This is a genomic window from Xenorhabdus ehlersii (genome assembly GCF_003610465.1).
In the GTDB taxonomy this organism is placed as follows: domain Bacteria; phylum Pseudomonadota; class Gammaproteobacteria; order Enterobacterales; family Enterobacteriaceae; genus Xenorhabdus; species Xenorhabdus ehlersii.
Map to the genome: position 1 here is coordinate 76,676 of NZ_RAQI01000006.1, position 22,171 is coordinate 98,846.

General features: G+C 42.9%; 24 protein-coding genes and 1 pseudogene. 22 read left to right on the forward strand and 3 right to left on the reverse strand.

The annotated features are described in order from the left end of the window. Positions 1 to 95: 95 nt before the first annotated feature. Positions 96 to 899: an inositol-1-monophosphatase gene (gene suhB / locus BDE27_RS16705; RefSeq protein WP_099132111.1), complete on the reverse strand. Its 804-nt coding sequence runs from the start codon at positions 897 to 899 to the stop codon at positions 96 to 98. A gap of 125 nt (positions 900 to 1,024) precedes the next feature. Between suhB and trmJ the strand changes: the two genes are divergently transcribed. The 22 genes and pseudogenes from trmJ (at position 1,025) to der (ending at position 20,318) form a co-directional block, all read left to right on the forward strand. Next, complete coding sequence (gene trmJ / locus BDE27_RS16710) at positions 1,025 to 1,759, forward strand: tRNA (cytosine(32)/uridine(32)-2'-O)-methyltransferase TrmJ (RefSeq protein WP_099132110.1); 735 nt, start codon at positions 1,025 to 1,027, stop codon at positions 1,757 to 1,759. 255 nt (positions 1,760 to 2,014) lie between these two features. Then, complete coding sequence (iscR, locus tag BDE27_RS16715) at positions 2,015 to 2,515, forward strand: Fe-S cluster assembly transcriptional regulator IscR (protein ID WP_099132109.1); 501 nt, start codon at positions 2,015 to 2,017, stop codon at positions 2,513 to 2,515. Positions 2,516 to 2,577: 62 nt separating this feature from the next. Continuing rightward, complete coding sequence (locus BDE27_RS16720) at positions 2,578 to 3,792, forward strand: IscS subfamily cysteine desulfurase (protein WP_099132108.1); 1,215 nt, start codon at positions 2,578 to 2,580, stop codon at positions 3,790 to 3,792. A gap of 24 nt (positions 3,793 to 3,816) precedes the next feature. Continuing rightward, on the forward strand, positions 3,817 to 4,203 hold the full coding sequence (iscU, locus tag BDE27_RS16725) for a Fe-S cluster assembly scaffold IscU (protein ID WP_099132107.1): 387 nt from the start codon (positions 3,817 to 3,819) through the stop codon (positions 4,201 to 4,203). 78 nt (positions 4,204 to 4,281) lie between these two features. Beyond that, complete coding sequence (gene iscA, locus BDE27_RS16730; protein WP_099132106.1) at positions 4,282 to 4,605, forward strand: iron-sulfur cluster assembly protein IscA; 324 nt, start codon at positions 4,282 to 4,284, stop codon at positions 4,603 to 4,605. A gap of 42 nt (positions 4,606 to 4,647) precedes the next feature. Further along, positions 4,648 to 5,169 carry a co-chaperone HscB gene (gene hscB / locus BDE27_RS16735; protein WP_099132105.1) on the forward strand — a complete coding sequence of 174 codons (522 nt, stop codon included), beginning with the start codon at positions 4,648 to 4,650 and terminating at the stop codon, positions 5,167 to 5,169. A gap of 123 nt (positions 5,170 to 5,292) precedes the next feature. Beyond that, a complete protein-coding gene (hscA, locus tag BDE27_RS16740; RefSeq protein WP_099132104.1) occupies positions 5,293 to 7,140 on the forward strand; it encodes a Fe-S protein assembly chaperone HscA in 1,848 nt (615 codons plus the stop codon). Positions 7,141 to 7,142: 2 nt separating this feature from the next. Beyond that, positions 7,143 to 7,478 (forward strand): ISC system 2Fe-2S type ferredoxin, encoded by a 336-nt coding sequence (gene fdx / locus BDE27_RS16745; protein ID WP_099132103.1) that lies wholly within the window; start codon positions 7,143 to 7,145, stop codon positions 7,476 to 7,478. Positions 7,479 to 7,492: 14 nt separating this feature from the next. Then, entirely contained in the window at positions 7,493 to 7,687 is a 195-nt protein-coding gene (gene iscX / locus BDE27_RS16750) for a Fe-S cluster assembly protein IscX (protein WP_099132102.1), read from the forward strand. 168 nt (positions 7,688 to 7,855) lie between these two features. Further along, a complete protein-coding gene (gene pepB, locus BDE27_RS16755; protein ID WP_099132101.1) occupies positions 7,856 to 9,151 on the forward strand; it encodes an aminopeptidase PepB in 1,296 nt (431 codons plus the stop codon). A 99-nt stretch (positions 9,152 to 9,250) separates the two neighbouring features. Beyond that, positions 9,251 to 9,679 (forward strand): enhanced serine sensitivity protein SseB C-terminal domain-containing protein, encoded by a 429-nt coding sequence (locus BDE27_RS16760; RefSeq protein ID WP_099132100.1) that lies wholly within the window; start codon positions 9,251 to 9,253, stop codon positions 9,677 to 9,679. Positions 9,680 to 9,979: 300 nt separating this feature from the next. Continuing rightward, positions 9,980 to 10,066, forward strand: a pseudogene (locus BDE27_RS20570) (helix-turn-helix domain-containing protein); the annotation flags it as partial. Positions 10,067 to 10,105: 39 nt separating this feature from the next. Next, positions 10,106 to 10,429, forward strand: a complete 324-nt coding sequence (locus tag BDE27_RS20080) for a hypothetical protein (protein WP_244208826.1) — start codon at positions 10,106 to 10,108, stop codon at positions 10,427 to 10,429. A gap of 327 nt (positions 10,430 to 10,756) precedes the next feature. Beyond that, the gene (ndk, locus tag BDE27_RS16775) at positions 10,757 to 11,185 is read left to right on the forward strand and encodes a nucleoside-diphosphate kinase (protein WP_099132099.1); all 429 of its coding nucleotides are present in this window, start codon (positions 10,757 to 10,759) and stop codon (positions 11,183 to 11,185) included. A 238-nt stretch (positions 11,186 to 11,423) separates the two neighbouring features. Beyond that, a complete protein-coding gene (gene rlmN, locus BDE27_RS16785; protein WP_099132098.1) occupies positions 11,424 to 12,602 on the forward strand; it encodes a dual-specificity RNA methyltransferase RlmN in 1,179 nt (392 codons plus the stop codon). Between the two features lie 127 nt (positions 12,603 to 12,729). Then, positions 12,730 to 13,101 carry a fimbrial assembly protein gene (locus BDE27_RS16790; protein ID WP_244208827.1) on the forward strand — a complete coding sequence of 124 codons (372 nt, stop codon included), beginning with the start codon at positions 12,730 to 12,732 and terminating at the stop codon, positions 13,099 to 13,101. Between the two features lie 123 nt (positions 13,102 to 13,224). Next, complete coding sequence (rodZ, locus tag BDE27_RS16795; protein WP_099132096.1) at positions 13,225 to 14,241, forward strand: cytoskeleton protein RodZ; 1,017 nt, start codon at positions 13,225 to 13,227, stop codon at positions 14,239 to 14,241. A gap of 91 nt (positions 14,242 to 14,332) precedes the next feature. Then, positions 14,333 to 15,454 (forward strand): flavodoxin-dependent (E)-4-hydroxy-3-methylbut-2-enyl-diphosphate synthase, encoded by a 1,122-nt coding sequence (ispG, locus tag BDE27_RS16800; RefSeq protein WP_099132095.1) that lies wholly within the window; start codon positions 14,333 to 14,335, stop codon positions 15,452 to 15,454. A gap of 103 nt (positions 15,455 to 15,557) precedes the next feature. Then, the gene (gene hisS / locus BDE27_RS16805; RefSeq protein ID WP_099132094.1) at positions 15,558 to 16,835 is read left to right on the forward strand and encodes a histidine--tRNA ligase; all 1,278 of its coding nucleotides are present in this window, start codon (positions 15,558 to 15,560) and stop codon (positions 16,833 to 16,835) included. A 14-nt stretch (positions 16,836 to 16,849) separates the two neighbouring features. Then, on the forward strand, positions 16,850 to 17,470 hold the full coding sequence (locus BDE27_RS16810; RefSeq protein ID WP_099132093.1) for a YfgM family protein: 621 nt from the start codon (positions 16,850 to 16,852) through the stop codon (positions 17,468 to 17,470). A gap of 16 nt (positions 17,471 to 17,486) precedes the next feature. After that, positions 17,487 to 18,659, forward strand: coding sequence for an outer membrane protein assembly factor BamB (bamB, locus tag BDE27_RS16815; RefSeq protein WP_099132092.1), 1,173 nt, complete (start codon positions 17,487 to 17,489; stop codon positions 18,657 to 18,659). Between the two features lie 162 nt (positions 18,660 to 18,821). After that, positions 18,822 to 20,318, forward strand: a complete 1,497-nt coding sequence (der, locus tag BDE27_RS16820; protein WP_099132091.1) for a ribosome biogenesis GTPase Der — start codon at positions 18,822 to 18,824, stop codon at positions 20,316 to 20,318. Between the two features lie 233 nt (positions 20,319 to 20,551). Here the strand turns inward: der and BDE27_RS16825 are convergent, their stop codons facing one another. Next, a complete protein-coding gene (locus BDE27_RS16825; RefSeq protein WP_099132090.1) occupies positions 20,552 to 20,788 on the reverse strand; it encodes a protealysin propeptide domain-containing protein in 237 nt (78 codons plus the stop codon). Positions 20,789 to 21,023: 235 nt separating this feature from the next. Beyond that, complete coding sequence (locus tag BDE27_RS16830) at positions 21,024 to 22,082, reverse strand: M4 family metallopeptidase (protein ID WP_099132089.1); 1,059 nt, start codon at positions 22,080 to 22,082, stop codon at positions 21,024 to 21,026. Between the last annotated feature and the right edge of the window lie 89 nt (positions 22,083 to 22,171).

The following is a 22,171-nucleotide window of genomic DNA, read 5'->3' on the forward strand; positions in this document are numbered from 1 at the left end:
CGCTAATTAAAAACGAAGGTAAGAAAAAAGGGCACCTGATGATAGGTACCCTAAAAACAACATTGCTCAAATTATATTTATTTAATAATAACAAATTAACGTTTCAATGCTTCAGTCAATTCTTCACGCATTTCAGACAGAATGTCTTTAACGATACGTGGGCTACCTGCAACGATATTGCCGGAGTTGACATAGTTATGGCCACCAACGAAATCAGAAACAATACAACCTGATTCACGTACCAACAACTCTCCGCCCAAGAAATCCCATGGCTTCAGGCCAATTTCGAAGAAACCATCTACCCGTCCGGCAGCGACATACGCCATATCCAGTGCTGCAGAACCAGTGCGCCGGAAATCTGCACAGCGCTCAAATAATTTACCCAGTACATTCATGTAAGGGATAGTGTGTTGTTTGGCTTTGAATGGGAAACCCGTTGCAATGATCGTTCCATCCAGATCGCGAGCATTAGTACCACGCAGGCGATAGCCGTTCAATTGAGCGCCTTGCCCACGAGTTGCAGTGAACAGCTCATTGCGCATTGGATCATAAACTACGGATACTTCTGTGCGGCCTTTAATACGCACAGCGATGGAAACAGCAAAATGGGGAAGACGTTTAATAAAGTTGGTTGTGCCATCCAGTGGATCGATAACCCATTGGAAATCATCCTCTTCTCCTATGTGATCACCACTTTCTTCGGTGATAATCGTATGTTTAGGGTAAGATTTACGGATGATGTCAATGATCAGCTTTTCTGCTCCACGATCAACATTGGTAACGAAATCATTACTGCCTTTTTGGCTTGCTTCAACAGCATCAGGAGTTTCGTAGCTTTTGGCAATGTAGTTGCCGGCCTTACGCGCAGCGCGTATAGCGATGTTTAGCATCGGATGCATGGGGTATCTTCCACCAGAATTTTAAAGAACGGGAAATAAATTGGCGCGCATTATAGCAGTAGTTCGTCAAAATGACTAATGCTGTGTTAAGATATTCGGCTCTTATACTGAATTTAAAAGCCGTCATGTTAGAGAATATCCGCATTATTCTGGTAGAAACCTCCCATACGGGGAACATGGGATCAACCGCCAGGGCCATGAAAACAATGGGATTGACCAACCTGTATCTGGTGAATCCGCTTGTTCAACCTGACTCTCACGCTATCGCACTTTCAGCCGGTGCAAGTGATGTTATCGGCAATGCAACGATTGTGAATTCGTTGGATGAGGCATTGGCTGGGTGTGAGTTAGTCATTGGCACCAGTGCCCGTTCCCGAACCCTATCCTGGCCGATGGTTGAGCCACGTGAATGTGGTGAACGCTGTGTCGAAACCGCCAGTCACTCTCCCGTTGCTATTGTCTTTGGCCGTGAACGTGTTGGCTTGACTAACGAAGAGTTGCAAAAGTGTAATTATCACCTTTATATCCCAACTAACCCGGAATATGGTTCGTTGAATTTGGCGATGGCGGTTCAGCTGGTTAGCTATGAAATTCGCATGGCATACCTTGCGGCTCAAGAGCAATTAGAAGAAGCAACGTCTCCAGAGCACGAAGTAGAGTATCCACCTGTCGAAGATATGGAGCGTTTTTATCAGCACCTTGAACAGATATTGAAAAAGTCTGGGTTCATTCGCAAAGCGCATCCGGGCCAGATAATGAACAAATTAAGACGTCTTTATACTCGTGCACGGCCAGAAACCCAAGAGCTGAATATCCTGCGTGGTATACTGACTTCCATGGAGAAGTGGGATAAAAAATAAATTGATGCAGTTAAAAAATGTACAGTTAAAACTGTAGCAGAAAGTAACAGGAAGCAGCCGATAGGAAATACAGTGTAACGGGACAAAATATGTAACTGGATAATAGCGGAAAGCAGTTGGGAAAGCTGTGGGATAGGCACGTGAAAAAGTGAAAGGGCGTCAAATAATAGTTGAGTAAATTACTCGGTTAAATAGTTGACTAAAATACTCAGGAATGCCACAATTTTACCCATATTTCACCACGGAGTTTTTGTTATGAGACTGACATCAAAAGGACGTTATGCGGTAACAGCTATGTTAGATGTGGCATTGCATTCACAAGAAGGGCCGGTGCCGTTAGCCGATATTTCTGAACGTCAGGGTATTTCCCTTTCCTATCTTGAGCAGTTGTTTTCCCGCCTGCGTAAAAATGGTCTGGTTTCTAGCGTCCGTGGTCCAGGTGGCGGCTATTTATTGGGCAGAGATGCCGGTAAAATTTTCGTTGCCGAAGTGATTTCAGCCGTTGATGAATCTGTAGATGCCACTCGTTGTCAGGGCCGAGAAGGTTGTCAAGGCGGCGATCGGTGTTTGACTCATGCCTTGTGGCGTGACCTAAGTGATCGTATCACCAGTTTCCTGAGTAGCATCAGTTTAGAAGAATTAGTAAATAACCAAGAAGTATTGGATGTTGCTGATCGTCAAGACGGCGATAAGCGCCGTACCCCTGGCCCTAACGGCAGACTTCAAGAGACGATTAACGTTAATCTGCGTGCGTAACTTGCGGCAAATACTTGTGTGGCAATGAAAGTATTAAAAGTGTCTTACGGAGCATGTGAGCAATGAAATTACCCATTTATTTGGACTATTCAGCAACAACACCAGTCGATCCACGTGTTGCTGAAAAGATGATGAACTATTTGACTATTGACGGAGTCTTCGGTAACCCAGCTTCCCGTTCACACCGTTTTGGTTGGCAGGCTGAAGAAGCGGTTGATATTGCACGCAATCAAATTGCTGACTTAGTTGGTGCGGATCCACGTGAAATCGTGTTCACTTCAGGTGCGACAGAATCAGATAACCTGGCAATTAAAGGTGCTGCAAAATTTTATCAGAAGAAAGGCAAGCACATTATCACCAGCAAAACTGAGCATAAAGCGGTTTTAGATACTTGTCGTCAGCTGGAGCGCGAAGGTTTTGAGATCACGTATCTGGCGCCAATGAACAACGGCCTGATTGATCTGAAAGAGTTGGAAGCGACCATGCGTGAAGACACCATTCTGGTTTCCATCATGCATGTCAATAACGAAATTGGTATTGTTCAGGATATCATGACCATTGGTGAATTATGCCGCAGTCGTGGCATTATTTTCCATGTTGATGCCACCCAAAGTGTTGGTAAATTGCCTGTTGATCTCAGCCTGCTAAAAGTTGATCTGATGTCCTTTTCTGCCCATAAACTTTATGGCCCGATGGGAATTGGTGCACTGTATGTTCGCCGTAAGCCTCGCGTACGTATTGAAGCCCAACAGCATGGTGGTGGTCATGAACGCGGTATGCGTTCAGGTACATTGCCTGTTCACCAGATTGTTGGCATGGGTGAAGCTTACCGTATCGCGAAAGAAGAGCTGGAATCAGAGGCAGAACGTCTGCGTGGTTTGCGTCTGCGTTTGTGGAACGGTATCAAAGATATTGAAGAAGTTTACCTGAATGGTGATTTGGAACAGGGAGCGCCACACATTCTGAATGTCAGCTTCAACTATGTTGAAGGTGAATCATTGATGATGTCATTGAAAGATCTGGCAGTGTCTTCTGGCTCGGCATGTACTTCAGCGAGTCTGGAGCCTTCTTATGTCCTGCGCGCATTGGGCATGAATGATGAACTGGCGCACAGTTCTATTCGTTTCTCTTTGGGACGTTTTACCACAGAAGAAGAAATAGACTATGCAATCAAGTTGATTCACAACGCGATTGGCCACTTGCGTGATCTTTCTCCATTGTGGGAAATGTTCAAGCAGGGTGTGGATATTAGCACCATCGAATGGTCTCATCATTAATCAGACGGTTTCAGGAGTAACGACATGGCTTACAGCGACAAAGTAATTGATCACTATGAAAACCCACGTAATGTTGGTTCATTCGATAACGAAGATCCAACAGTGGGTAGTGGCATGGTAGGGGCACCCGCTTGCGGTGACGTCATGCGGCTGCAAATCAAAGTCAATGATGAAGGTATCATTGAAGACGCACGTTTCAAAACCTATGGCTGCGGCTCAGCAATTGCATCCAGTTCTTTGGTAACAGAATGGATGAAAGGTAAATCGTTGGAACAGGCTGAGGCAATTAAAAACACTCATATTGCTGAAGAGTTAGAACTGCCACCAGTGAAAATCCATTGTTCTATTTTGGCAGAAGATGCTATCAAAGCGGCTATTGCTGATTACAAGAGCAAGCGCCAGGCCAAATAACTTTTTCACAAAAAGAAAATAATTCTGGTGGATATTGCAGCAATATCCACCTTTACTGGTTTTAAAGTGAGGTGTTGTATGTCAATTTCCCTGACGGAAAGTGCAGCCCAACGTATTTTGGCTTTTCTTACCAATCGAGGAAAAGGTGTCGGGTTGCGCTTGGGAGTGAGAACATCCGGCTGCTCTGGTATGGCATATGTGATTGAATTTGCTGATGCAATAAATGAAGAAGATCAGATTTTTGAAGATAAGGGCGTGAAAGTCATCGTTGATGGTAAAAGCATCATTTATCTTGATGGTACTGAGTTGGATTTCGTTAAAGAAGGTCTGAATGAAGGCTTTAAATTCAACAACCCCAATGTTTCCAGCGAATGCGGCTGTGGAGAAAGTTTCCACGTTTAACCCCATTTTTTGACCCGCATTTTGCGAAACTAAGAGTAACTTATGGACTATTTTACTTTGTTTGGGTTGCCGGCACGTTATGCGATTGATCGTGAACAGTTGGCGACTCGTTATCAGGAATTGCAACGCCAGTTTCATCCTGATCGTTTTGCCAACCAGCCAGAACGTGAAAAAACGCTGGCACTCCAACAAGCTGCTACCATCAATGATGGTTATCAGACCCTAAAACATCCCCTGAAACGCGCAGAATATATGCTGTCTCAGCAAGGATTTGATCTGTCCAATGAGCAGCACACGATGCAGGATACGGCTTTTTTGATGCAGCAGTTGGAATTGCGTGAAGAGCTTGATGCCATTGAACATCGCGTAGATTCAGAAACAGCCTTGAACGAGTTTTCCTCTCGCTTGCATAAAATGATTAAAACACGTAGTGAGCAGATGGAACAGCAACTCAATGCTGCCGAATGGTCAATTGCAGCCGATACAGTCCGTAAATTACGCTTTCTGGATAAATTGCAACAGCAGGTTGAACAACTGGAAGAGCGGTTGTTGGATGATTTTTAGCGGACTTTTGACTGATTTTTAGCTGAATCGTATTGTTTAGAATGATTTTTGGCTGAATGAATTTCAGTTGAATAAATTTCGGCTGATATAGATTTATGCTGATATAGATTTATAGGGGCACATATGGCTTTATTACAAATCAGCGAACCGGGTTTATCTGCCGCACCGCACCAGCGTCGGCTGGCTGCGGGGATTGATCTTGGTACAACTCACTCTCTGGTTGCGACCGTCCGTAGCGGTCAGGCGGAAACATTGGCAGACAGTGATAACCGTCACTTACTTCCTTCTGTTGTACAGTATGGCAAAGAAGAGATTCTAGTTGGTTGGCAAGCGCGTCAACAGGCTGCGTCTGATCCTACTAATACAATCAGTTCAGTCAAGCGGATGATGGGACGCTCTTTGGCTGACGTTCAACAGCGTTATCCTAACCTGCCATACCAGTTCCAGGCCAGTGAAAATGGTTTGCCATTGATCAATACCGTGGCGGGGCTAGTAGATCCTATTCAGGTTTCTTCTGAGATATTGAAATCGTTGGCGCAACGGGCAGAAGAAACCTTGGATGGTAAACTTGATGGTGTTGTGATCACCGTGCCTGCTTATTTCGATGATGCCCAGCGTCAGGGCACTAAAGATGCTGCTCGTTTGGCGGGTTTACATGTTCTTCGTCTCTTGAATGAACCCACTGCGGCAGCCGTGGCTTATGGTCTTGATTCCGGTCAGGAGGGGATAATCGCCGTTTACGATCTTGGTGGCGGAACATTTGATGTCTCTATTCTTCGCCTTAGCCGAGGGGTGTTTGAAGTGCTGGCAACGGGGGGAGATACTGCCCTCGGTGGTGACGATTTTGATTCGCTGTTAGCAAATTGGATACGTGAACAGGCTGGGATCAACGATAACGATCACAGATTACAGCGTCAATTGCTGGATGTCGCTACCCAAACCAAAATTGCCTTGAGCGAGGCTGATAAGGCGGAAATCGATATTGCTGACTGGCAAGGCAGTATTACCCGTACCGAATTTAACGCATTGATTGCCTCTTTGGTCAAACGCACATTACTCTCCTGCCGTCGGGCGCTGAAAGATGCAGGTGTAACGATTGACGAGGTTTTGCAGGTCGTCATGGTGGGTGGTTCAACGCGAGTGCCGTTGGTACGTAGCATGGTGGGGGAGTTTTTTGACCGCGAACCATTAACTGCTATCGATCCAGACAAAGTGGTAGCTGTTGGTGCTGCAATTCAGGCTGATATTTTGGTGGGCAACAAACCAGACAGCGAAATGCTGCTACTTGATGTTATCCCGCTGTCACTTGGTCTGGAGACAATGGGAGGGCTGGTTGAAAAAGTCATTCCACGTAATACCACCATTCCTGTTGCCAAAGCGCAAGAATTTACCACTTTCAAAGATGGGCAAAGTGCGATGAGCATTCATGTGGTGCAAGGCGAGAGAGAACTGGTAAATGATTGCCGTTCACTGGCGCGTTTCACACTGCGTGGTATTCCGCCATTACCGGCTGGTGGTGCACACATTCGTGTGACCTTTCAGGTTGATGCCGATGGTCTGTTAAGCGTCAGTGCATTAGAAAAATCCACAGGTGTTGAAGCTTCGATTCAGGTGAAACCTTCCTATGGTTTGTCGGATGAAGAAATTGCCCATATGCTCAAAGACTCCATGTCTAATGCACAGGAAGATGTTCAGGCCCGCAAATTAGCTGAACAAAAAGTAGAAGCAGCTCGAATGCTGGAAAATTTAACCAGTGCATTGGAAAAAGATGCGGATTTACTGAGTCAAGAAGAGCTGGCTGCTATTGATTCTGCTGCACATGTATTAATTGAAAGTGCTCAGGGAACCTCTCCTGAGCTAATTGAAAGTGCAATAAAACAATTGGACAAGCAAACGCAAGAATTTGCAGCACGCCGTATGGACACATCAATCCGCCGGGCTTTGGCGGGTCATTCTGTGGATGAGATTTAATTATGCCTAAAATTGTATTTTTACCTCATAACGAACTTTGCCCTGAAGGGGTAGTATTGGAAGCGAAGGAAGGCGAATCCATTCTGGATGTTGCATTACGTAATGGCATTGAAATTGAACATGCCTGTGAAAAATCCTGTGCGTGTACCACTTGTCACTGTATTGTCAGGGAAGGCTTTGATTCACTGGAAGAAAGCTCTGAACTGGAAGATGACATGTTGGATAAGGCATGGGGATTGGAGCCAGAAAGTCGATTGAGCTGTCAGGCCAAAGTTGCCGATGAGGATTTAGTCGTTGAAATCCCCAAATACACCATTAACCATGCACGCGAACACTGACAGGAGAACAGAAAATGAAATGGTCTGACAGTCGTGATATTGGCGAAGCACTGTATGATAAATTTCCTGATGTAGATCCAAAAACAGTGCGTTTCACCGACATGCATGAATGGATTTGTGAGCTGGATGGTTTTGATGACGATCCACAGAAATCCAACGAAAAAATATTGGAAGCTATCTTGCTGGTATGGCTGGATGAATATGAATAGTGAGCAATTTGCCTAAGGCAAAACTTCAAATAAAAAATAGTGTAAGCTCACCGATTCTTGCTCAATAGCTTGGCATAGTCTGTATTTAGTGGAAAACTGGCAATCGCCAGTTTTTTTATAAACCCTCACTGTGAAACAGTGAACAAATAAGATAAGAAGTGAGAAAAAATGACAAAACAAATCATGCCCATAACACTGTCTTATGAGCCAGCTAACGCTTGCTGGGGTGAAAAAGCACTAATTAGCTCAAATGAGCAGGGGATCACGATTCATTTGGAAGGCAATGGCAAGCTGGGCGCAATTCAACGTGCTGGGCGTAAAATTGACGGGCAAGGAATTCGCAATATTGCTTTAGTGGGTGATGGCTGGGATCTGGAAAAAAGTTGGTCATTTTGGTTGGGCTTTCGTTCACCTAAGGGATTACGTACAATTGAATGGCCACAACTCCCTGCGGCGGAAAAACAGGAGCTGGAGAGAAGGATCAAATTCATTGATTGGGTGCGTGATACCATCAACCTTCCGGCAGAAGATTTGGGACCAGAACAGCTTGCCCAAAGAGCTATCGATTTATTGCGCGGGGTAGCGGGTGATGCTGTTAGTTATCGCATCATCAAAGGGGATGAGTTGCGTGAACAGGGATATGCGGGGGTATATACCGTCGGCCGTGGCTCTTCTCGTGATCCCGTGTTCTTGGCATTAGATTTCAATCCAACAAAAGATGCAAAAGCACCTGTTTTTGCCTGTTTGGTTGGTAAAGGTATTACCTTCGATTCCGGTGGATACAGCCTCAAACCTTCTAATTTCATGGATTCTATGAAATCAGATATGGGCGGTTCAGCGACATTAACGGGGGCACTGGCTCTGGCAATCAGCCGTGGTTTAAAACATCGTGTAAAACTGTTCCTGAGTATCGCAGATAATATGGTGAGTGGTAATGCTTTCAAATTGGGCGATATCATTCACTACCGCAATGGTAAAACTGTTGAAGTGATGAACACAGATGCGGAAGGGCGTCTGGTTCTGGCTGATGGTTTGATTGATGCCAGTGCAGAAAAAGCACAACTTATTATTGATGCTGCCACTTTAACTGGCGCAGCGAAAACAGCAGTAGGAAATGATTACCACTCAATATTAGGTTTTGATGATCAACTGGTATCTGACTTAATGGCAGCGGCTGATAATGAAAATGAATTATTCTGGCGCTTACCGCTAGCTGAATTCCATCGTAGCCATCTGCCATCCAATTTTGCTGATCTGAACAACATTGCGTCACCGGCACATTCGGCAGGAGCAAGTACCGCAGCAGCATTCTTGTCGCACTTTGTCGAAAATTACAAAAAAGGTTGGGTACATATTGACTGTTCAGCAACTTACCGTAAATCCTCTGTTGAACAATGGGCTGCGGGTGCAACGGGATATGGTGTACGTACCATTGCCAATTTATTGCTGACAAAAGCGAAATAAACTAAAACACTTATTCTTAATAGCTCCTCTTGTGGGGAGCTATTGTTGAATTTATCGATGACCTTAACTTCAATTCAAACAGTACCGTCGGAGATTTTCATGAGCTTATTAAATGGATCTATCGCTACTGAAATAGAGGTTCCTGGCGGAAGCCTTATTACTCTAAGTCAGCCAGAAGAACAGCCGACTCAGCTTATTGAGTCACTAATTGAATTATTTAAACAACATAAATCTGTTCGACAGGCTTTTTTAATTATGGCCCATGATAAAAGTGTGGATGAAAAACCCAATGTATTAATTGGCTTGGAATTCAGTGTGACATTGACAGAAAATGAGATTAATTTGTTGATTCAAGAAGCCGGCGAACTGGCTTGCAAATATCTTGATGAAGAGGAATCTGTCGATTTTTGCCTGCTTGATGAACAAGAAGGGGGTATCAGCCATTTCTTGATTCATCATACCCAACCCTTTTATCAGCGAAAATTAGGGAGTTGGTTACGTGATACCATCCCTATTGTTAATCAATAACAACTTGATTGCTTTACCATGACACTATTTTCTTCGTCATGAAACCAGCTACTACAGCAATAGAATTTATTTTAAACGTAACGCATAACATTGCTGTTTCATCTATTCTGCCCTGTGACTTTCTTGTAATCTACTTTCATGTAATTTGATAACGCTGGCTAAACAAATATTGTGATGGACGTCGAAAGTTGGCAAGAACATGGGGTATAAATATAAGACGTATTCAGTTTGCCTGACTATCATTTCACGTATTCTTTACCAAACATGTGATATATACGATGAAAATCAGAGCGTTTTTCTACCTTACATGCCATTTGCCAATATTTAGAATGCCAGCCGGGAGATGTACTGGAATTCAAAGACGATGAGAGCAAGTCAATAGCATAGTGGTTATTATTAATTCAACGTAAACAGTGAGGAAAAAAGATGAAAAATTTTTTATTTGTTTTGCTGCTGGGCGCATTTTATATACCTGCTTCATTTGCTGATACATCAGTAACTAATAGTCAAAAAATAACAGATCAGGGATCTTCCCGTCAGGGAATGCTAAGAGAGTGTACAGATCTATTACCGACGGGACACAAATATACTATCAATATTATTGGTACGTCAGATAAAACTACCCAGGATCCTAAAGAAAAGTTCACAGGAAAATTTATAGTCTCTGATGAAAGTAAACAAGATATAAGCAAGAAAAGGGCTGACGAAATTAAGCCTTTTATTCAATGTGTAACAGAGAAGGTTTTATAATCGACATTGAGTGAAAAATACTAATTCAATGATCTTGGTCAGTATGCCTGTTTGGGAATTTATCGCCTGAACAGGCATTATTTTTATAAAATGATTATTTTCATCGTGTATAACGAAGCGAAAATGTGATTTATGCTAAAAAATGATATTTTCGCTAAGAAAGTTTTAATAAAATGTTGTGTTTTTTGTAGGCAAGCAGAAACTCTCCTCCTATAATCAACACCTATTTTTATCCCTGTCAGATACAGGGTAGAGTTGCCCTTCAGTTTTGTTTGGGGCGTAAAAATTAAAATGAATCATCACTGAAAGTGCCAAAGAGGTTACGCAATGACAATTGAACGTACTTTTTCCATTATTAAACCCAATGCAGTGAAGAAAGATGTTATCGGTTCTATCTATGCCCGTTTTGAAAGTGCAGGGTTTAAAATTATCGCAGCCAAAATGTTGCATTTGACGCGCGAACAAGCGGAAGGTTTTTATGCTGAACACAAAGGCCGCCCTTTCTTTGATGGTCTGGTGGAGTTCATGACCTCTGGCCCAATTATGGTACAAGTTCTGGAAGGTGAAAATGCCGTTCAACGTCACCGCGATCTGATGGGTGCCACTAATCCTGATAATGCCTTGGCTGGTACTCTGCGTGCAGATTATGCCGATAGTTTTACTGAAAATGCGGTTCACGGTTCTGACTCTACTGAATCTGCAAGTCGTGAAATTGCTTACTTTTTCAGTGATGATGAAATCTTCCCTCGCTGCTAACGCTTTTCGTTGTATGTAGCAATAGCTTCTAAGTAGCATATAAACAGTAAAGTTTGTACAATGATGCGCCCCACTGATTTGATTCAGCGGGGCGTTTATTATTTTATTTCAATGTCCATTCAATATGGCTCTGATTAAAAGAGAGAATGATCATTGAATTGGCAGTCACCGCATGAAAACTTAATGCTGAAATCAGATCAGCATAGAGCCGAAAGTGTAACAACGAGGCGATGTAACAATGTCCCAACTTAACGAAACCGTATCACCTGCAACTTCCGCCGTATCTGTCACACCTGAAAAGAAAAACGGTAAAATCAATTTGCTCGATCTTAACCGTAAACAAATGCGTCAATTTTTTGTCGATATGGGAGAGAAGCCTTTTCGTGCCGATCAGGTCATGAAATGGATTTACCATTATTGCTATGACGATTTTGAGCAGATGACCGATATCAACAAAGTGCTCAGGGCGAAATTGCAACAAGTTGCCGAAATCAGAGCACCCGAAGTTGCAGAAGAGCAACGCTCTGCTGATGGCACTATCAAATGGGCGATTACCGTAGGTGATCAACAGGTTGAAACGGTTTATATCCCAGAAGATGATCGCGCGACATTGTGTGTTTCATCTCAGGTGGGATGTGCTTTAGAGTGTAAATTTTGTTCTACTGCTCAGCAGGGCTTTAACCGTAATCTGCGAGTTTCCGAGATTATTGGTCAGGTTTGGCGCGCCGCCAAGATTATAGGATCACTGAAATCCAGTGGCCGTCGCCCCATTACCAACGTAGTGATGATGGGAATGGGAGAACCATTACTCAATTTGAATAATGTCGTGCCAGCAATGGAAATCATGATGGATGACTTCGGTTTTGGTTTGTCGAAACGCCGTGTGACATTGTCAACGTCTGGTGTTGTTCCTGCACTGGATAAACTGGGAGATATGATCGATGTTGCACTGGCAATTTCTTTACATGCACCCACTGACGACGTTCGCGACGAAATTGTGCCCATTAACCGCAAGTACAATATTGACGAGTTCTTGGCGGGAGTACGTCGTTACCTGACAAAATCTAATGCTAACCAGGGACGTGTTACGGTGGAGTATGTGATGCTTGATCATGTCAATGACAGCGTTGAGCAGGCGCATCAATTGGCCGAATGCCTGAAAGATACTCCTAGCAAGATCAATCTGATCCCGTGGAACCCGTTCCCAGGTGCACCTTATGGGCGCAGCTCGAACAGCCGTATAGATCGTTTTGCCAAGGTCCTGATGGGATACGGTTTTACAACCATCGTGCGTAAAACGAGGGGAGATGATATTGATGCAGCATGTGGGCAGCTTGCCGGTGATGTCATTGACAGAACCAAGCGAACCATGAAAAAACGCCTTGCAGGTGAACCTATTCAGGTAAAAACAGTCTAATTTTTGTTTAATATCTATTAATGGCTAAAAATCTGGCAAAGTTTAACATATCCTTATAAATGAAGATGGTATGATACGGAAATCAATAATTTGGTCTATAGTTTGTTTTGTCCTGTTAACGGGATGTGTGGAACGATCAACGCATCGCGCCCATCAGGTTGTTGCCATAGATACACGATTGCAGCTAGGGAAGGCTTATTTGGCGGAACGAAATTTACCGGCCGCTAAGTATCATTTTCAAAAAGTCTTGCTGGCGGAACCTCATCATCCAGAGGCACATCTGGGCATGGCACTGCATGAACAATATGCAGGCCGCCCAGAAACCGCCAGTCAGCATTATAGAATGGCGATGCAGTATGCGGCTGAAAGTGATACCGTAGTGCATCACTACTATATTTTTCTTTGTGAACAAAAGCAGTATGAAAAAGCTGAGCAATTGATCATGGAAAGTACGGCAAGCATGAAAAGCGACACAGGTCGTTATCGCTGTGATAAATGATTTTTCGCGTTCAACGCAGTATGCAGTATTTAGATGATTTCGCTACACAAATTAAGTGATATGTTCTATTAACTTAATTTGCGTAAATTCTTTAACCCAGAACAGTACCAGTATCCCTTGCTAATGAAGACTGAAACTTATCCAGAAGAAGCCAATCTGACAACAGGTCAGATTCTGCGTCAGGCTCGTGAAAAACATGAGCTTTCTCAGCAAACTGTGGCAGATCGCTTGTGTCTTAAACTGTCCACTGTTCGTGATATTGAAGAAGATAATATCCCGTCAAATATTTCACCAACATTCCTTCGTGGTTATATTCGTGCCTATGCAAAATTGGTTCAGGTGCCTGAATCTGAAATCTTGAGTACCTTGGATAAACAGATCCCCTCCAAGGCTATAAAAACGGCGCCTATGCAAAGTTTTTCAGCGGGGAAAAAACGCAAGAAACGTGACGGTTGGTTAATGAAGATAACATGGGCTGTTATTATTGTGTTGTTGGGAATGACATTCCTGTGGTGGTGGCAGAACTATAAAGTACAACAAACAGAACTGTCTTCAATGGCCACACAATCAAATGCTCAGAATAGTCAGATAACAGATTCTGAAAATAACCGACTGGCTCCAAGTGCTGGGGAAAATAATGTAGCACCTCTTAAAGAAAATCAATCCGTAACGGCTGCTCAAAATGGTGTTTCCCAAGGAAAAACATCGTCGGCAGAGGCAAATGGCACTGAAGTAAACAGTAATGCTCCAGTATCTTCCAGCGTGCCGGTATCCACAACAACAAATCAGTCTGCAACCAATGCAACGCCAGAAAATACAACTGCTGCTGCCAATGCAGAGGTGAATAGCGCTGTTGTGAGTCCCTCATCGACTGATGTAAATAATATCAATACGGCCAGTAACGATGAATTAGTGATAGATTTCAGCGATGAATGTTGGCTGGCAGTCAAAGATGCTAAAGGTAAGGTTTTGTTTAGCGGCATCAAAAAGAAAGGGGATAGTCTAAAACTTTCCGGTAAATTACCTTATTCGGTGAATATTGGCGCACCTGCCAAGGTTAAGGTTCAATTCCAGGGAAAACCCGTGGATCTGAGTTCCTTCGTGAAGAAAGGCATCACGGCTAAACTGACACTAAAATAAATGCCTTAACTGTTTTGGCAGAGTTATTCACCACAGCATAGTTGTAATTCTTATAAACAAAAATACAGGGATGTAGGGGAGTAATGTAAAAATGCATAATGAATCACCGATAAAAAGACGTAAATCAACACGTATTTATGTCGGTAATGTTCCCATCGGGGATGACGCACCGATTGCAGTGCAATCAATGACTAACACACGAACAACAGATGTTGAAGCGACAGTTAATCAAATTAAGGCGTTAGAGCGTGTAGGTGTTGATATTGTTCGGGTGTCTGTTCCAACAATGGATGCAGCCGAAGCGTTCAAGTCCATCAAACAGCAAGTCAATGTCCCTCTTGTTGCCGATATTCATTTTGATTACCGCATTGCCTTGAAAGTTGCAGAATATGGTGTTGACTGTCTGCGTATCAATCCTGGCAATATCGGTAACGAAGAGCGTATTCGTCAGGTTGTGGATTGTGCCCGCCACAATAACATTCCGATTCGCATTGGGGTTAATGGTGGATCGCTGGAAAAAGATCTACAGGAAAAATATGGTGAACCCACACCAGAAGCGTTGGTTGAATCGGCAATGCGCCATGTAGATATTCTTGATCGCCTGAACTTCGATCAATTTAAGGTAAGCGTCAAGGCCTCGGACGTTTTTCTGGCGGTAGGGGCATACCGTTTACTGGCGCAAAAAATTGATCAACCGCTGCATTTGGGGATTACGGAAGCAGGCGGAGCCCGTGCTGGTGCGGTGAAATCTTCAATTGGGCTTGGCATTTTATTGTCAGAAGGAATTGGCGATACGCTGCGTATCTCGTTGGCCGCAGATCCAGTAGAAGAAGTTAAAGTCGGTTTTGATATTCTGAAAGCATTGCGTATTCGTTCACGGGGCATTAATTTCATTGCCTGTCCAACTTGTTCGCGCCAAGAATTTGACGTTATCGGGACGGTTAATGCGCTTGAGCAGCGTCTTGAAGACTTAATTACCCCAATGGATGTTTCTATCATTGGTTGTGTCGTGAATGGCCCTGGGGAAGCTGAAGTTTCAACGCTTGGCGTAACGGGAGCGAAAACAAAAAGCGGTTTTTATGAAGATGGTATTCGTCAAAAAGAGCGTTTTGACAATAACAACTTGATTGATCAACTTGAGGCGAAGATTCGGGCGAAGGCAGCTATCCTTGATGCTAAGAACCGAATCAGCATCAATCAGCTTGATGAGTAATTTATTGGGGATATGAGCATATAGATTTGCTTGCAGATTGAACCTTGCAAGTATTCGCTTTTATAATCGGTGGCATTGTATAAATATTAATAAGAGATAAAACGTGACAAAAAATATCCCAGCTATTCGTGGCATGAACGACTGCCTTCCTGCTGAAACGGCCATCTGGCAACGAGTTGAATCTACAGTAAAGCGTGTGCTGTCAGGTTACGGTTTTAGCGAAATTCGGACACCGATTGTAGAGCAGACCCCGTTATTCAAACGTGCAATTGGGGAAGTAACTGATGTTGTCGAAAAAGAGATGTATACCTTTGACGATCGCAATGGTGAAAGCTTGACCCTGCGCCCAGAAAATACCGCAGGATGTGTCCGTGCCGGTATTCAGCATGGTCTGCTGTACAATCAGGAACAGCGCTTATGGTATATCGGGCCTATGTTCCGTTATGAGCGTCCACAAAAAGGCCGTTACCGTCAATTCCATCAGTTAGGCGCTGAAGTGTTTGGCTTACAAGGGCCAGATATTGATGCTGAACTTATTTTAATGACAGCACGTTGGTGGCGCGAGCTCGGCATTGCTGATCACGTCACACTTGAATTGAACTCAATTGGTTCATTAGAAGCCCGTGCAAATTATCGTGAGGCACTGGTGGCATTCCTTGAACAACATAAAGAGAAATTGGACGAGGATTGTCAACGCCGTATGTATACCAATCCACTGCGTGTATTGGACTCTAAAAACCCTGAAATTCAGCAACTTTTAAATGATGCGCCGGAGTTGTTTGATTATCTTGATGCCGAGTCAAAAGAGCACTTTGATGGATTGTGTCAGCTACTTGATAGCGCAGGGATCAAATACCGCATTAACCAGCGTCTGGTTCGCGGCCTGGATTATTACAACCGTACGGTTTTTGAATGGGTGACATCAGCGTTGGGTGCGCAGGGAACCGTCTGTGCCGGCGGTCGTTACGATGGCTTGGTTGAACAATTGGGCGGTAAGGCAACACCAGCGGTTGGTTTTGCCATGGGCATGGAACGTATGGTCCTGTTGGTGCAGGAGGTCAATCCTGACTTTGTTGCAGATCTGACCGTTGCCGATGTTTATTTCTCTTCCTTTGGTGAAGGTAGCCAGCAAGCGGCATTGATATTGGCCGAAAAAATCCGTGATCAACTGCCAGAATTGCGTTTGATGACCAACCATGGCGGTGGTAACTTTAAGAAACAGTTAACACGTGCAAGTAAACACGGTGCCAAAGTTGCCTTGATTTTGGGAGAAGATGAAATTCAGGCAGGCAATATTACAGTGAAAGATTTACGCAACGGTGAACAAGAAACGTTGTCACAACAAGCGGTCGCAGCGCGTTTGAGCGAACTGTTAGGCTAAGGAGAAAGACTCTAGTGCAAGTCTATACCACAGAAACTGAACAAGTTGACGCGATCAAGCGTTTTTTATCTACCAACGGTAAATACCTTGCTGTTGGCCTGGTGCTAGGCATTGGTGCTTTGTTGGGTTGGCGTTACTGGCAGAGTCATCAAACCAACCAATTACATAATACGGCGGCAGTATTTGAAGAATTGAACAAATCATTGGCGTCGGGGTCGAAAGAAAATGTTGTTGCCGTAGAAAAGTTCGCTAATGAAACGGGCAATGTCTACGGTGTTATGGCTGATCTGGAACTGGCAAAACAGGCTATTGCTCAGAATGATCTGGCTCAGGCAGAGAAAAATTTGCTAGCGGCATCCGGTAAAGCCAAAGATGAGAATATGCAGGCATTGTCTAACCTTCGTCTGGCTCGGGTTCAATTGGCGGAAGATAAAGCAGAAGTTGCGTTGAAAACGCTGGATTTGGTCAAAGGCAAAGGCTGGCAGGTTATGGTTGAGGATATTCGTGGGGATATTCTGGCTAAAAAAGGGGATATTGCTGGCGCACGTGCAGCTTATTCCACAGGGCTTGGACTTGATGGCCCGCAGGTAATTAAGGATTTTATGAAAATCAAACTTAATAATTTATCCAACTAAGGGAGCCAACTTCATAATGCAGCTGCGAAAAACACTCTTGGTTGGGCTGGTTGCTTCTGTTCTGCTGGCAGGTTGTTCAAGTGAACAGGATACGGTAACAATGTCACCGTTACCGAAGGTTGAAAATCAATTCAAACCTCGTATCGTTTGGGATAAGTCCGTTGGGAGTGGTACGGGGGAGTATTACTCTCATTTATCACCAACCTGGCAGGGTTCAACAGCTTATGTTGCTGACCGTCATGGTGTTGTCAAAGCATTTGATATAGACAGCGGCAAAGAGATATGGGCAACGGATCTGTCAGAAAAAGCAGGTTTATTGTCATCTCGTTTGCCAGCGCTGCTTTCTGGTGGTTTGACTGTATCCGGTGATCGTCTGTATGTTGGAACAGAAAAAGCAAAAATCATCGCGCTGGATGCAACGAACGGTAAGGTTGAATGGGAATCGACGGTTGCTGGCGAAGCGTTGTCCCGTCCTGTAGTGAGTGATGGTTTTGTCTTGATTCATACCGGCAATGGTATGTTGCAGGCATTACACGAAACTGATGGTAATATTGCCTGGTCAGTTAACATGGATACACCTTCATTATCCGTTCGTGGTGAATCCGCTCCTGCCGTAGCCTATGGTGCAGCTATTGTAGGTGGTGACAATGGCCGTATTAGTGCGGTGCTGTTGTCTGAGGGGCAACTAATTTGGCAACAGCGTATTTCTCAGGTAACGGGTTCTACCGAAATAGATCGCTTGAATGATGTCGATATGACTCCGGTCATTTCTGACAATGTTATTTACGCGATTGCTTATAATGGCAATTTGGTGGCAATGGATATGCGTTCAGGCCAAATCATCTGGAAGCGTGATCTGGGATCGGTGCATGATATGGTGGTCACTGACAGCAACATTTTCATTGTTGATCAAGATGATCGTATTTTGTCCCTGCGCAAGAGTGATGGCGTGACATTATGGTCGCAAAATGATCTCTTGCACCGTAACCTGACAGCTCCGGAAATGTACAATGGCTATCTGGTTGTTGGTGATGCTGAAGGTTACTTGCATTGGTTGAATATGGCTGATGGCAAATTTGTGGCGCAGAACAAGGTTGATGGTTCCGGCCTGTTGAGTCGTCCGGTTGTTGCCAGCGATAAACTGATGTTGCAAGCGAAGGACGGGACAGTTTATCTGTATACCCGCTAACTTCAGAGCGTGTTTTAAATAACACGAAATTATACGGCTCCTGGACAATAACAGGGGCCGTTTCGTCTTTTTAGTATCTTTGTATCTTGCTGTGATGAACAATATTGAGATGTCACTTTCAGCAGGGTATCGATTTAAATCTAGTCATGAGGCATCAAGAAAATGATACCTGTTGTTGCGCTGGTTGGGCGCCCCAATGTTGGAAAATCCACCTTATTTAACCGATTAACCCGAACCAGAGATGCGCTGGTAGCGGATTTCCCTGGCTTAACCCGTGATCGTAAGTATGGACGGGCAGAGGTTGAAGGGCAGGAATTCATCATCATTGATACGGGGGGTATCGATGGTACGGAAGAAGGCGTAGAAACGCATATGGCTACGCAATCTCTTATGGCCATAGAAGAGGCAGACATTGTTCTATTTATGGTTGACGCCAGATCGGGATTGATGCCTGCTGACCATTCGATTGCCAAGCATCTGCGTAGTCGTGAAAAAGCAACTTTTTTGGTGGCGAATAAAACCGATGGTATCGATATTGATACCTCTATAGCTGAGTTTTATTCACTAGGTTTAGGGGATGTTTATTCCATCGCAGCTTCTCACGGCCGTGGTGTAACACAATTGATTGAACGTGTGTTGTTGCCGTTTTCTGATAAAGAAGAAACGGAAGAAGACGTTGAATTAACGGAAGAAGAGGCTAACGCAGCTTATTGGGCAGAAATGGAGCAAGCCGAATTGGATGCTTCTGCTGAACAAGAAAAAGAGGAGGAGGCATTTGATCCTACAACTTTGCCTCTGAAACTTGCAATTGTTGGCCGTCCTAATGTGGGTAAATCCACATTAACCAACCGTATTCTGGGTGAAGAGCGTGTTGTCGTTTATGATATGCCTGGTACGACCCGTGACAGCATTTATATTCCCATGGAGCGTGATGGCCGTGAATATATTTTGATTGATACAGCGGGCGTTCGTAAGCGTGGAAAAGTCACTGAAACGGTTGAAAAATTCTCTGTGATTAAAACGCTTCAGGCGATTGAAGATGCCAATGTTGTGTTACTGGTAGTGGATGCTCGTGAAGGGATTTCTGATCAAGATCTCTCTCTGCTTGGTTTTATTCTTAACAGTGGTCGTTCCCTGGTTATTGCCATCAACAAATGGGATGGTATGAATCAGGAAGACAAAGATCACGTTAAGGATATGCTTGAGCTACGTTTGGGTTTTGTTGATTTTGCCCGTATTCACTTTATTTCTGCACTACATGGTAGTGGTGTTGGGAATTTATTTGAGTCAATTCTGGAAGCCTATGAAAGTGCAACTCGCCGCGTTAGTACTTCCTTATTGACCCGTATAATGCGCATGGCAGAAGATGATCACCAGCCGCCAATGATCCGTGGTCGTAGGGTGAAAATGAAATATGCCCATGCAGGTGGATATAACCCACCTATCGTGGTTATCCACGGTAATCAAGTAACAGATTTACCTGATTCCTATAAGCGTTATTTGATGAATTATTTCCGTCGTTCTTTGAAGGTGATGGGAACACCTATCCGCATCCAATTTAAAGAAGGGGCTAATCCTTATGCGGATAAGAAAAATACATTAACAGCAACTCAGCTCCGTAAACGTAAGCGTTTAATGGAACATCTGAAAAAACGGTAATTATTTAAAAATATTGATATAAATAGAGGGCTATTCTTAGCCCTTTATTATTTATGTATTTAAAGAATAGTTTAACCATCATAAAACAGAGCAGATAGAAATGATTTTAAAAATTAATCTAATTAGCTTTAAAATCTTTCAAACTTATCAATGGATTTATTGTATATTGAGTTTTATTAATTTAGGTATTTCTTTTTTATTATATTAAAAAGTATATAAATCAGATAGTAACGCTACTTTACTGGTAATGAATAACTATCTTCTGGTTCAGGATTTTTTCTATTTTTATACAATAAAGGATCATCCTCAGAGTTTAAGGCATCTTCTTTGGTTGATTGCTTCATGAGTTTGTTAACATGATCTAATGTTTTCAAAACATACTCTTTGTCATTAGCATCACAGGTTTTTGCAATATACTCCAATAAATAAGGGGGGATTATATTTTGTTTTTTTGCTTTATTGTCAATCATGATAATGCCCTATTTTGTATGTATGTTATGGTGTTGGTGTATATTTGTCCCAATCTGAATAGTAGCCAAACTAACCATGTTAGTCACTACTAAAAATGTAAATTTTTTTATGATATGACTTTTTATGATATGGCATGGAGGGATAAGATGATTAGTTTAATTAAATTAAGAGTAAATATATAAACGTAATCAAGACCTTCCCTGGTCTTGAATGATTAGAGAGGTATTACAACTTTTAGAGTAAAGTTCCGACTTGTTTCCATGAATGAGTCACAATATCTGAAATTTCCTTGCCAAATAATGTGCTAGCATTATCAACGGTTAGCTGTGCAAAATCATTAAAACTGGCTTTGTGGGATAATCGTTTGTCTAATAATGTATTATACCAAATTTTTCCAGCTTGTTCCCAAGAATACCCTCCCAACTCTGTTGCCAATAAATAGAATGCCTTATTAGGAATACCAGAATACTTGTGGACACCTCCATTATCATCTCTGACGGATAAATCTTGATATTGGTCCATATGACCAACTTGATTATCTTTCGGGTTTGCTGTTCCAGGATTTTTGAATGAGCGCAAGGCAACATTAGGATCATTGTCCGGATTAAGTGCAGGGCCAAATATTCCCTGACCTATCAACCAATCAGATTCGTTAGCCTTTTGGTTATTTGCATACTGTTTTACCATAATACCGAATACATCTGAGATCGATTCGTTTAATGCACCCGATTGATAGGCATAGTCAAGATTTGCTTCACTTTCAGTTACTCCATGAGTTAGTTCATGTGCAGTAATGTCAATGCAGGAAGTGAAATAGTTAAAATAAGGGGCATAACCATCACCGAAGACCATTTGATTATTATCCCAAAATGCATTCATATAGTTTTTTTGGTAATGCACAGTAGCAACTAATTTAAGACCCTTGTTATCAATAGAATTACGGCCAAAAATTTCCTGGTAAAATTCATATGTTTTACCAAGATAATTATAAGCCTCAGTAGCTGCAATATCATCAATCACAGCCATGCCTTCGCATAAAATTAATTTATCCCCTGGGTATTGATCATTATATTCAGCATTGTAAATAGTTCTATTTAATTTGTTGTCAAAACCTGGCTGATATCCATGAATTAATATATCCATTTCAGCAGAGCTGTTCATTAGATTGTAAACATGATCTAATGTTTTTAATATGTATGCTTTATCGATTTGGCCGCAAATTTTAACAACGTATTCCAATAAATATGGTGGGATGATACCAGATTTATTTAATTTGTCTTGATGATTGCGCATAATGATACCCCCGTTTTTTAGATGTTATGCATATTTTTATCTCTAGGGACTTTAATTAATTATTAATCTAAATGATGATTTTTTCTACT

Bases quoted from the DNA above. Each gene is read 5' to 3' on its own strand.
- rodZ (WP_099132096.1), top strand. From the start codon at position 13,225: ATGAAGACTGAAACTTATCCAGAAGAAGCCAATCTGACAACAGGTCAG.
- BDE27_RS16825 (WP_099132090.1), bottom strand. From the start codon at position 20,788: ATGATTGACAATAAAGCAAAAAAACAAAATATAATCCCCCCTTATTTA.
- BDE27_RS16760 (WP_099132100.1), top strand. From the start codon at position 9,251: ATGAGCTTATTAAATGGATCTATCGCTACTGAAATAGAGGTTCCTGGC.
- der (WP_099132091.1), top strand. From the start codon at position 18,822: ATGATACCTGTTGTTGCGCTGGTTGGGCGCCCCAATGTTGGAAAATCC.
- pepB (WP_099132101.1), top strand. From the start codon at position 7,856: ATGACAAAACAAATCATGCCCATAACACTGTCTTATGAGCCAGCTAAC.
- suhB (WP_099132111.1), bottom strand. From the start codon at position 899: ATGCATCCGATGCTAAACATCGCTATACGCGCTGCGCGTAAGGCCGGC.
- iscX (WP_099132102.1), top strand. From the start codon at position 7,493: ATGAAATGGTCTGACAGTCGTGATATTGGCGAAGCACTGTATGATAAA.
- iscR (WP_099132109.1), top strand. From the start codon at position 2,015: ATGAGACTGACATCAAAAGGACGTTATGCGGTAACAGCTATGTTAGAT.
- ispG (WP_099132095.1), top strand. From the start codon at position 14,333: ATGCATAATGAATCACCGATAAAAAGACGTAAATCAACACGTATTTAT.
- iscA (WP_099132106.1), top strand. From the start codon at position 4,282: ATGTCAATTTCCCTGACGGAAAGTGCAGCCCAACGTATTTTGGCTTTT.
- hscB (WP_099132105.1), top strand. From the start codon at position 4,648: ATGGACTATTTTACTTTGTTTGGGTTGCCGGCACGTTATGCGATTGAT.
- rlmN (WP_099132098.1), top strand. From the start codon at position 11,424: ATGTCCCAACTTAACGAAACCGTATCACCTGCAACTTCCGCCGTATCT.
- BDE27_RS16830 (WP_099132089.1), bottom strand. From the start codon at position 22,082: ATGCGCAATCATCAAGACAAATTAAATAAATCTGGTATCATCCCACCA.
- hscA (WP_099132104.1), top strand. From the start codon at position 5,293: ATGGCTTTATTACAAATCAGCGAACCGGGTTTATCTGCCGCACCGCAC.
- ndk (WP_099132099.1), top strand. From the start codon at position 10,757: ATGACAATTGAACGTACTTTTTCCATTATTAAACCCAATGCAGTGAAG.
- BDE27_RS16720 (WP_099132108.1), top strand. From the start codon at position 2,578: ATGAAATTACCCATTTATTTGGACTATTCAGCAACAACACCAGTCGAT.
- bamB (WP_099132092.1), top strand. From the start codon at position 17,487: ATGCAGCTGCGAAAAACACTCTTGGTTGGGCTGGTTGCTTCTGTTCTG.
- fdx (WP_099132103.1), top strand. From the start codon at position 7,143: ATGCCTAAAATTGTATTTTTACCTCATAACGAACTTTGCCCTGAAGGG.
- BDE27_RS20080 (WP_244208826.1), top strand. From the start codon at position 10,106: ATGAAAAATTTTTTATTTGTTTTGCTGCTGGGCGCATTTTATATACCT.
- iscU (WP_099132107.1), top strand. From the start codon at position 3,817: ATGGCTTACAGCGACAAAGTAATTGATCACTATGAAAACCCACGTAAT.
- trmJ (WP_099132110.1), top strand. From the start codon at position 1,025: ATGTTAGAGAATATCCGCATTATTCTGGTAGAAACCTCCCATACGGGG.